This is a genomic window from Amycolatopsis albidoflavus, assembly GCF_039525725.1.
Classification (GTDB): Bacteria; Actinomycetota; Actinomycetes; order Mycobacteriales; family Pseudonocardiaceae; genus Amycolatopsis; species Amycolatopsis albidoflava.
On record NZ_BAAAHV010000038.1, the window covers coordinates 1 to 985 of the forward strand.

1 protein-coding gene is annotated in these 985 nt (G+C 71.6%); it reads left to right on the forward strand.

Going from position 1 to position 985, the window contains the following annotated elements:
• Positions 1 to 71 precede the first annotated feature (71 nt).
• The coding region (locus ABD156_RS47765; RefSeq protein WP_344288931.1) for a transposase family protein at positions 72 to 985 on the forward strand (914 nt) is incomplete at its 3' end.

Sequence of the window (985 nt, forward strand, 5' to 3'; positions counted from 1 at the left end):
GCGGCAACGGATTCGCGGGCTGCCTGCCGGTGGCCGGGAACGTAGCGGAGCCCCCGGATATTGATCAAGTCGTGACTCAAGAAAAAACGTCCGGGGGCTCCGCTCCCACTGTCTCACAGCAGGTTCTGGCCTCGTACCGCAGTGCGCTGCCGGTCTCGCCGCCCACGATCGCGATGCTGGCCGGGTTGATCGCCCGCCGTCGCCGCGCGATCGGGTCCCGCTGGCGCAAGGCGTCCCCGGCCGAGCAGGCGGTGCTGGTGCTGGCGATGCTGCGCCACGACCAGCGACTGCTGGACCTGTCCCGCGCCAACGCGGTGTCGGCCGCCACGATCCGCCGCTGGCTGCTGGAGGTCATCGACCTGCTCGCCGCCCGGGCGCCGCGGCTGGACCGGGTGCTGCGGCGGCTGGCCGCCCGCGGCGCGGTGGTGGTGCTGGCCGACGGCACCCTCATCCGCACCCGCCGCCGCACCGGCGAAGACAATCGCCGCAACTACAGCGGCAAGCACAAACACCACGGCCTCAACGTCCAAGGCCTCACCGACGAACACGGACGGCTGGTCTGGGTCTCGGCCGTGCTGCCGGGCAAGACCGCCGACATCACCGCCGCCCGCCGCCACCGGCTGCGCGACCGCCTCCACGCCCGCGGCCTGACCCCCGCCGCCGACAAGGGCTACCAGGGCTGGCACAAAGACATCCGCGACACCCGCCGCTGCGACCAGTGCGACGGGCCGTGCGAACAGGTCGTGCTCACCCCGTACAAAGCCGAAACGAACCGGCCGCTCACCCACGCCCAGAAAACCGCCAACTCCGCGTTCAACGCGATGCGCTGCGCGGTTGAGGGCGGCTTCGCCGCCCTCAAAACCTGGCGCATCCTCGACAAACTCCGCATGACACCACGCCACGCCACCACCCTCGTCCGCGCCCTGCTCGTCCTCACCCAGCACGAACAACACGCCCGCGACACCGCCCAACCCGCCCCCGCCTG